General features: G+C 70.9%; 5 protein-coding genes and 1 pseudogene. 3 read left to right on the forward strand and 3 right to left on the reverse strand.

Annotated elements, in window-relative coordinates; all coding sequences use genetic code 11:
- Nucleotides 1-21: 21 nt before the first annotated feature.
- Nucleotides 22-1,281 (reverse strand): sigma-70 family RNA polymerase sigma factor, encoded by a 1,260-nt coding sequence (locus AB0I73_RS16620; protein WP_363037925.1) that lies wholly within the window; start codon nucleotides 1,279-1,281, stop codon nucleotides 22-24.
- 488 nt (nucleotides 1,282-1,769) lie between these two features.
- Here AB0I73_RS16620 and AB0I73_RS16625 point away from each other — a divergent pair.
- From AB0I73_RS16625 to AB0I73_RS16635, 3 genes and pseudogenes are all read left to right on the forward strand, one after another.
- Nucleotides 1,770-3,583 (forward strand): annotated as a pseudogene (locus AB0I73_RS16625) (DUF4357 domain-containing protein).
- A 2-nt stretch (nucleotides 3,584-3,585) separates the two neighbouring features.
- Complete coding sequence (locus tag AB0I73_RS16630; RefSeq protein ID WP_363038003.1) at nucleotides 3,586-4,860, forward strand: restriction endonuclease; 1,275 nt, start codon at nucleotides 3,586-3,588, stop codon at nucleotides 4,858-4,860.
- 30 nt (nucleotides 4,861-4,890) lie between these two features.
- Nucleotides 4,891-7,026 (forward strand): UvrD-helicase domain-containing protein, encoded by a 2,136-nt coding sequence (locus AB0I73_RS16635; protein WP_363037927.1) that lies wholly within the window; start codon nucleotides 4,891-4,893, stop codon nucleotides 7,024-7,026.
- 307 nt (nucleotides 7,027-7,333) lie between these two features.
- Here AB0I73_RS16635 and AB0I73_RS16640 read toward each other — a convergent pair whose 3' ends face one another.
- Together AB0I73_RS16640 and AB0I73_RS16645 are read right to left on the reverse strand one after the other, a co-directional pair.
- Nucleotides 7,334-7,846, reverse strand: coding sequence for a GNAT family N-acetyltransferase (locus AB0I73_RS16640; protein WP_363037929.1), 513 nt, complete (start codon nucleotides 7,844-7,846; stop codon nucleotides 7,334-7,336).
- Between the two features lie 101 nt (nucleotides 7,847-7,947).
- Complete coding sequence (locus tag AB0I73_RS16645) at nucleotides 7,948-8,151, reverse strand: MbtH family NRPS accessory protein (RefSeq protein ID WP_042166983.1); 204 nt, start codon at nucleotides 8,149-8,151, stop codon at nucleotides 7,948-7,950.
- Nucleotides 8,152-8,218: the final 67 nt, after the last annotated feature.

Consider the following 8,218-nt stretch of genomic DNA (forward strand, 5'->3'; position numbering starts at 1 on the left):
TCGCCGTGAGACGCGGTCGGTTCAGAGGTGCGACGGGATCATCCCGTGACGAATCAGCTGGCCACGGAACTTCGCCCTGGCCTTAGGTTCGATCTGGCGGATGCGCTCGCGGGTGACGCCGAAGACGGCGCCGATGCCCTCCAACGTGTCCGGCTCGTCACCGTCGAGACCGGTGCGCCGGACAAGGACGTACCGCTCACGCTCGGAAAGGTGCTCCAGGACGTGCCGCAGGCGCGCCTGAAGCTCCTTGCGGATCAGCACGACGGGAGGTCCGGGCAGCCGACTCGGCCCGATGATCAGGTCACCGAGTGCGATGTCGTCGCCGATGATCCGGTCCAGGGAGTCGGTGGGCCTGCTGATCTTGCGCACCTTTTCCACTTCGGCGAAGGTGAGACCGGTCGCGTAGGCCACGTTGTCGATGGTCCTGGGGCGGCCTTCGCCCAGGAGCTTGCGCTCGGCCACAGCGACCTTGCTGACCTTCTCGTGGATGTGTGCGGGAAGCCTGATCAGGGTGCCCTCGTCGGCGATGGCCCGGGTGATGGCCTGCTTGATCCACCACGTCGCGTAGGTCGACAGCTTGTAGCCCTTGGTGGCGTCGAACCTGCGAACTGCGCGCAGCAGTCCGATCGTTCCGTGCTGGACGAGGTCCTCGATGTCCAGTCCGCGCTCTTGGTAGCCCAGCGCGATCTTCCACACGAGCCGCTGGTTGTGCCGGACGAGGCACTCGTAAGCGCGCCACCGCTCGCTGTCCCGGGGCAGCGCCGCGATCTCCTCCGCCGGGACATCGCGGCCGAGGCGGTCGGCACCGCCCCGGAGAAGAACGGCCAGCCCCACTTCCTCTTCCGCCTTGAGCACCACCTTGCCCGGGTTCCGGCGCCACCGGTCCTCCTCCATCACGGCCCGCGCCGCGCGGACGGCGCCGGACAGCCCGTCGTCCACAGCGGAGAGCGGGGAACGGGCGCGCTTCTTGCCGACCGGCGACTTCGAAGATGCGGTGCTCGACGCCGGAGACTCGGACACCGCGGGCAGGCTCGGAGTGCTTGTCACCGTCCGGACGGACGCGCCGAGCGGGCGGGGACGGGTGATCGGGAAGTCGGCGGTCAGCTCACGCGCTTCGGCAGGGCCGAGCCCGTGGAGCCGCACCACACCGTCGTGGGCGAGCTTGCCGACGGCGCCGTCGGCGTCGGCGTAACGGGCCATCATCCGCCGGGCCTGGGCCAGGCGTTCGGCTGCTCCGGCGACAACAGGCCCGGGTTCAGGGGCGATCGGCGGGGCAGACACCCTCGCCGACGGGACCGCAGCACGCGTCTCGAGGCCAGAGGCGGACACGGGGCGGTGGTCCGCCCGCCCCCGGCGCGAGGGCCTCACACGGAGGCCGACAGTGGCGAGCCCGTTGCGGAGCCTTCGCTGCTGCTCGTCGGTCGTGAGTCCGAGCCTCTCCGCTTCCAGGACGAAGGCCCGTTGACTGACGACTCCCGCACGAGACGCGCAGCGCTTGAGCCTTTCGATGACGGAGGGCAACTCCGCCTCGATCACGTGCCGCTCGGCTTCAGTCATCGGCTTCCCACCCATAGCGCCCCCACTTCGACGACCAAGCGCCAGTTCCGCCCGAAAGAGCCGACCGGATACATTCACAACATAGAGTCAACTCGTTTACATCGTCAACATGTTGATCGAATCTTTTCATCTATAGGCATGAAGCGATTGACAACGTCAACAGGTAAGGTGTGCGATGCTCTGCAGACCTCGCCCCACCCGGAGGGCCACCCATGCCGCAGCCCGATCTCCTCCCCGGCACTCCCGAGTTCCGCATCAAGCTCTCCCAAAACAGCGGTGAGGCGCGTGGGCACCTGCTCACCGAGTTCGGCGGCAACGGCACGTACAAGTTCCTCCTCCAGGCAGGCTCGACGGTCGCCGCCGAGGCGTGGCCCGGGCTCGGCGACCACGCACGCCGGTTCCGCGCGGAGCTGCGCGCGAGCGGGGCGCTCGTCGATCCGGACCGGCCGCAGACACCGCCGCGCTGGATGGTGGCCCGGGACATCGAGTGCAACTCCTCCTCGGCCGCCGCCGCGTTGGTGTACGGCTACGACGCCTCCGGCCCGGAGTCCTGGCGCACCGTCGAGGGCCACCCGCTCGGCGACTACCTGTCCACCGGCTGGCGCGCCCCGCGCAAGGCGTGGCTGGTGCGCGGGTCCAACGTCTCGGGGCACAACCTGGTGCGGCGGCTGTGGCTGGAGGAGGGGTTCGTCTCGCTCGCGGGCGCGCACCTGCCGCCTTTGGAGGAGGCCGATCCGACCAAGAGCGCGCTGCGCCGCTTCGTCGAGGAGGGGTACGAGGGGGCGGCCTCGTACCACCAGAAGCATGGCCTGGTCGACGAGTTGCACGCCTTCCTGACGCAGATGCGCGTCGGCGACACGGTGGCCACCATCGGCGACGGCCGACTGCACGTCGGGCAGATCACCGGGGAGGCCGTGCAGAACGCGTCGCCGGGCGGGCTGTCCAATCTGCGCCGGACCGTCGCCTGGCAGGCGGACAGCCACGCGTACGAGGAGCTGCCGGAGGAGGTGCAGCAGAAACTGTCCGTGCAGCACGACGTGGTCGATCTGACCGGTGTCCTGGACGCACTGAACGGGCTCACCGGGCGTACGGGGCCTGTGGACCCGACGGCGGCCGACGGCACCGGCGACCGCCCCGCCGCGGAACGGCCGGCGCAACGGGAGCTGACCCTGCCGGACATCACCGAAGCACTCGCCGCCGACCTCCTCGTCCACGACCGGGCCTGGCTGGAGGAGATGCGCGAACTCCTCCTCGACGAGAAGCAGATGGTGCTCTACGGCCCGCCGGGCACGGGCAAGACGTACCTGGCGATGAAGCTGGCCGAGTACTTCGGCGGCGGCCCGGAGCAGGTCAAGATCGTGCAGTTCCACCCGTCGTACGCCTACGAGGACTTCTTCGAGGGGTTCCGGCCCGCGGAGGACCCGGAGACGAGGGAGGTGGCGTTCCGGCTGACGGCGGGTACGCTGCGGGAGCTCGCCGATCTCGCCTCCCGCGAGGGCAACCGGCACGTCCCGCACTTCCTGATCATCGACGAGATCAATCGTGCCAACCTGGCAAGGTGTTCGGCGAGCTGTACTTCCTCCTGGAGTACCGGGACCGGTCCGTCCGTCTCACCTACTCCGGAGACGACTTCCCACTGCCGCCCAACCTCTTCGTGATCGGCACGATGAACACCGCCGACCGGTCGATCGCGCTGGTCGACGCGGCGATGCGGCGCCGTTTCGCGTTCGTGGAGCTGTCCCCGCGCACCGAGCCGACCGCAGGACTGCTCGCACGCTGGCTGAAGCGCAAGGGCAGGGACTTGGAGCCCGCCCGTCTCCTCGACGCCCTCAACGCCCGTATGGACGACGCCGACTTCGCCGTCGGACCTTCGTATCTGATGAAGCCGGGTGCCTACCGCGACGGCGGTCTCGAACGGACCTGGCGCACGAAGATCCTGCCGCTGCTCGAGGAGCACCACTACGGCGAAGGAATCGACGTCGCCGCCCGCTACGGCCTCGACGCGCTGCGCGAGCAGCTTCCGTGACCGTGACCGTGCCCGTGTCCGTGCCCGAGGTGGCGCTGCGCGAGTACGGGCCTGCCGTCTCCGTCCCGCTGGACGCCGCGGCCGGGCGGACCCTTGCCGCCTCCGGCATCCTGGAGAGCGCGGCCCCGGACCCCGGCCGGGACGGGCACTGGTTGCTGCGGGCGGGCAGCCGGGTCGGCGCCGTGCGCAGCACGCCCGGCGGTCCGGTCATACGGATCACACCCAAGACCCCGGTGAGCCGGCTGTTCTTCCTGCTCGGGTTCAGCCTCGATCCCGCACGCGCCTGGCGCGACAGCCGGGAGGGCACCGTCGACACCGGCGCGTACGACGATGTCGTCCCCGCGCTCGCGCACGCCGTGGAGCGGCAGATCGACGCGGCGCTGCGGCGGGGGGTCCTCCAGGGCTACCGGGAGGTGGAGGAGTCCGCGCTGGTCGTGCGCGGGCGGCTGCGCGAGGCCGAGCAGATCCGGCGGCACTTCGGCCGCACCCCGCCCGTGGAGATCTCCTACGACGCGTACACCGCCGACACCGCCGAGAACCGCATCCTGCACGCCGCCGCCGAGCGGTTGCTGCGGCTGCCCGGTGTTCCCGGTCCCGTCCGGCGGCGCCTGGCCCATCAGCGCGTCCGTCTCGCCGACGCCCTGCCGCTGGTACGGGGGCAGGAGCTGCCGCGTTGGCAGCCGTCGCGCCTCAACTCCCGCTACCAGCCCGCACTCCGGCTCGCCGAGGCCGTCCTGCGCGGCTCCTCGCCGGAACACCGGGCCCCCGCCCCCGGGTTCGAACCGCTCGCCGTGGACGGCTTCCTGCTCGACATGAACAAGCTGTTCGAGGACTTCGTCACCGTCGCCCTGCGCGAGGCCCTTCGGGAGCACGGGCTGACCGCACGCCTCCAGGACCTCCACCACCTCGACACCGCGGGTCTCGTGCGGATGCGCCCCGATCTCGTCGTCCGCACCGGCGACGGCCGCACCCCGCTCGCCGTCGTCGACGCCAAGTACAAGGTCGAGAAGGCCGACGGACTCCTCAACGCCGACCTGTACCAGGCGCTCGCGTACGCCACCGTGCTCGGTCTGCGCGAGGCGCACCTGGTGTACGCGGCCGGACGGCAGCCCGAGCGCTTCCACGAGGTGCGCGGCACGGCGGCAGGGCCGGACGGACAGGCAGTACGGCTGTATCAGCACGGTCTCGACCTCTCCCGCACGCCGGCACAGCTGCTGTCGGCTCTCCGGGGGATCGCCGGACGGCTGGCCGCTGACGCCCCACATCCCCGATCATGAAACGCCGCCAGGCGGAAAGGAAGTGCCCTCATGCCCCGGCTCGCCTTCGCCCAGAGCTTCTGGGACGGCTACGACACCCTGGAGAAGCCGGTCCGAGCCGGAGTGCGCAAGGCCATGGCGAAGTTCCAGGCCATGAGCGTCGCCGAACTCAACGCGGACAAGGGACTGCACCTGGAGTCCGTCCAGAACGCCCGTGACCCGCGGATGCGCACCATACGCATCACCGACTTCTGGCGGGGCGTCGTCCTCGCCCCCGATGACGGCAGCGACATGTTCCTGCTGGTCAACGTCCTGCCGCACGACGACGCCTACACCTGGGCGGCGAAGCGCCTGTACAGCGCGAACTCCGCGACCCGGGCCCTGGAGGTACGCAACGCCGTCGCCCTGGACGAGCTGACACCGCTGTACGAAACGGCCGCACGCACGGCTCCCCGGCTGCTGTTCGCGGACGTCTCCGACGGCACGCTGCGCGAGCTCGGCATCGACGACCAGGTGCTGCGCGCCGCGCGCTCCCTGGTCGACAAGGCCCAACTGGAAGCGTTCTCCACGCTCCTGCCGGAGGATCAGCTGGAGGTGCTGCAGTACCTCGCCGAGGGTTTCGGCCCGGAAGAGGTCTACCGGGACGTCGTGGCCGTCCGCCGACCGGCCGACGCGCCCGCCGAGCCGGTCGAGGACCTGGCCACGGTGATCGCCAACACTCCCGCACGCATCCGCCTGGTCACCGGGCCGCAGGAGCTGGAGGAGGTCCTGGAGAAGCCGTTCGCGGCCTGGCGGGTCTTCCTCCATCCCTCCCAGCGGCGCGTTGCCCACCGCACCTCGTACGGGGGTCCCGTCCAGGTCACCGGCGGCCCCGGGACGGGCAAGACGGTGGCCGCCCTGCACCGGGTCAAGCACCTGCTCGGCCGTTCCGACGACGGCCGCGTCCTGCTCACCACGTACACGAACGCGCTCGCCGCCGGACTGCACGAGATGCTCGGCCTGCTCCTCGACGAGGACGAGAAGCTGCTGGCGCGGGTCGACGTGACGACGGTCGACGCCTACGCGAACGGCGTCGTGCGCGCGAAGTCGGCGGCCGCGCCCAAGCCGATCGGGGACCGGGAACAGCGGCAGTTGTGGGAGAAGGCCGTCAAGCAGCTCGGTCTGCCCTTCACCGACCGGTTCCTGGCCCAGGAGTACCGGCACGTCGTGCTCGGCCAGGACCTGCGCGACCTCGACGCCTACCTCGGTGCGAGCCGCCGGGGCCGCGGCACCGGTCTCGGTCCCACGCGCCGCCGGGAGGTGTGGAGCGGCGTGGAGCGGTTCGAGCGGTTCCTGCGCGACCGCGGCGAGACCACACACCTGAGGGTCTGCGCCCGCGCGGCGGAACTCCTCGCCGAGGAACCGGCTCCCTACGCCCATGTCGTCGTCGACGAGGCACAGGACCTGCACCCCGCCCAGTGGCGCGTGCTGCGCGCCGCCGTGTCCCCCGGCCCCGACGACCTGTTCGTCACCGGCGACCCGCACCAGCGGATCTACGACTCACGGGTGTCGCTCGGCTCCCTGGGCATCGCCACGGCCGGCCGCAGCTTCCGGTTGCGCGTCAACTACCGCTCCACCGAGGAGATCCTCGCCTGGTCGGCGCGGCTCCTCGCACCCGTCACCGTCGAAGCGCTCGAAGGTGAGGGGACGGACTCGCTGGCCGGGTACCGCTCCCTGCTCCGCGGGCGCCGCCCCCAGGCGCAGGGGTACGCGACCCGGCAGGAGGAGACCGAGGCCCTGGTGGACCGGGTCCGGGCGCTGCTCGACAAGGGCCTCGCACCGCACGAGATCGGTGTGTGCGCACGCTTCAACCTCTCCCTGGACGCGGCCGAGAAGAAACTGAGGGCCGCCGGTGTCCCGGTGCTGCGGGTCAAGGGACAGACCCCCCAGGGTGCCGAGGGGGTACGGCTGGCGACGATGCACGCGATGAAGGGGCTGGAGTTCCGGGCGGTGTCCGTCCTCGGCGTCGACGAGGGCGCCGTCCCGTTCGCCCGGGAGGTCACCCCGCGCGAGGCGGACCCACTGCAGCACGACGCCGACCTGCTCCGGGAACGTTGCCTCCTCTTCGTCGCCTGCACGCGCGCTCGCGAAGCGCTGAGTGTCACGTGGAGCGGAGCTCCGAGTCCGTTCCTGCCACACGCCGCCTGAACCGACCGTTCGGCGCGGACCAGTGCGGGCCCGCGTACCCTCCCGGATCCGGCCACGACGGGGCGGCTCGGCCGACCGGCCGTGCCCACCCCTCAGCTTGAGATTCAACCCAGCAGATTCGAACACCTCTGACCGGCGCTTTCAGGCGCGATCAACGCGCCCGCAGCGGGATCGAACCGGGCGAAAGCACCCAGCCGACACGGCAGAAGGTCGTGTTCGAACGGCGAGGTTGAATCTCAAGCTCAGGGCGCGGAGCCGGACCGGGGCGCGGGGACGGCACCCTGCCGTTCCGGTCCTGCTCCCGGCGTCAGTCCGGGTCCGTCGTGGAGATCACCACCATCTTGGTCACCGTGCCGTCGTCACCGACCACGTCGCGCACGTGTCGGGTGCCCAGGCGGCGGCACAGTGCCAGGCTGGCGGTGTTGTCGGCGCCGACCATGCCGTAGACCTCCTTCAGGCCCAGGTTGTCGGCGGCGTGGCGGAGCAGGCCGCGGATCACTTCGGTGCCCAGGCCCCGGCCCCAGTACCCGGGGGCGAGGGCGGTGATCAGTTCGTGGCCGTCGACGTTGCCGGTCTTCTTCACCTCCGCGTGGCCGACGTAGACCTCCTCGCACCACAGTCCCCACACGTCGAACCTGCGCTTCGGGTAGACCTCGGTGAGGATGGCGCGGAACAGCGTGCGGAGGTCGGCCTCCGGCACGCGTTCCTGGCCCATCCAGCGGCAGACCTCCTCGTCGCGCAGCAGGGCCACGAAGACGTCCTCGTCCTCGGGGCGGTAGGGCCGGAACGTGAGTCGTTCGGTGTGCAGGACCGGTGTCATGACGGCTCCTCGGGACGGGCTGGCGGACGGACGGGGCCGAGGCCGGGGTGCGGTGGTACAGGAGGCACCCCGGCCTGCGCTTCGTGGCTGCGCGGGACGCGTCAGGCTTCGGCGTTCTCCATGCGCTCCCGCAGGCTGCGCGGGCGCATGTCGGTCCAGACCTCGTCGACGTAGGCGGAGCACTCCGCCTCGGTGCCCTCCTTGCCGACGGGCTGCCAGCCGGCGGGCACCTCGACGTCCACGGGCCACAGCGAGTACTGCTCCTCGTCGTTGCGCAGCACCTGGTAGCGGGTGTTCTCGTCCATGTCTGTCGGTCTCGCTCTCTCGGGTCGAACGGGTGGGTGGCAACGGGCTGCTGGTGTGGTGGCGGGC

The organism is Streptomyces sp. NPDC050388 (assembly GCF_040655635.1).
GTDB lineage: Bacteria > Actinomycetota > Actinomycetes > Streptomycetales > Streptomycetaceae > Streptomyces.

Excerpts from the sequence above, each read along its gene's own strand:
- AB0I73_RS16635 (WP_363037927.1), top strand. The coding sequence starts at position 4,891 with ATGCCCCGGCTCGCCTTCGCCCAGAGCTTCTGGGACGGCTACGACACC.
- AB0I73_RS16640 (WP_363037929.1), bottom strand. The coding sequence starts at position 7,846 with ATGACACCGGTCCTGCACACCGAACGACTCACGTTCCGGCCCTACCGC.
- AB0I73_RS16645 (WP_042166983.1), bottom strand. The coding sequence starts at position 8,151 with ATGGACGAGAACACCCGCTACCAGGTGCTGCGCAACGACGAGGAGCAG.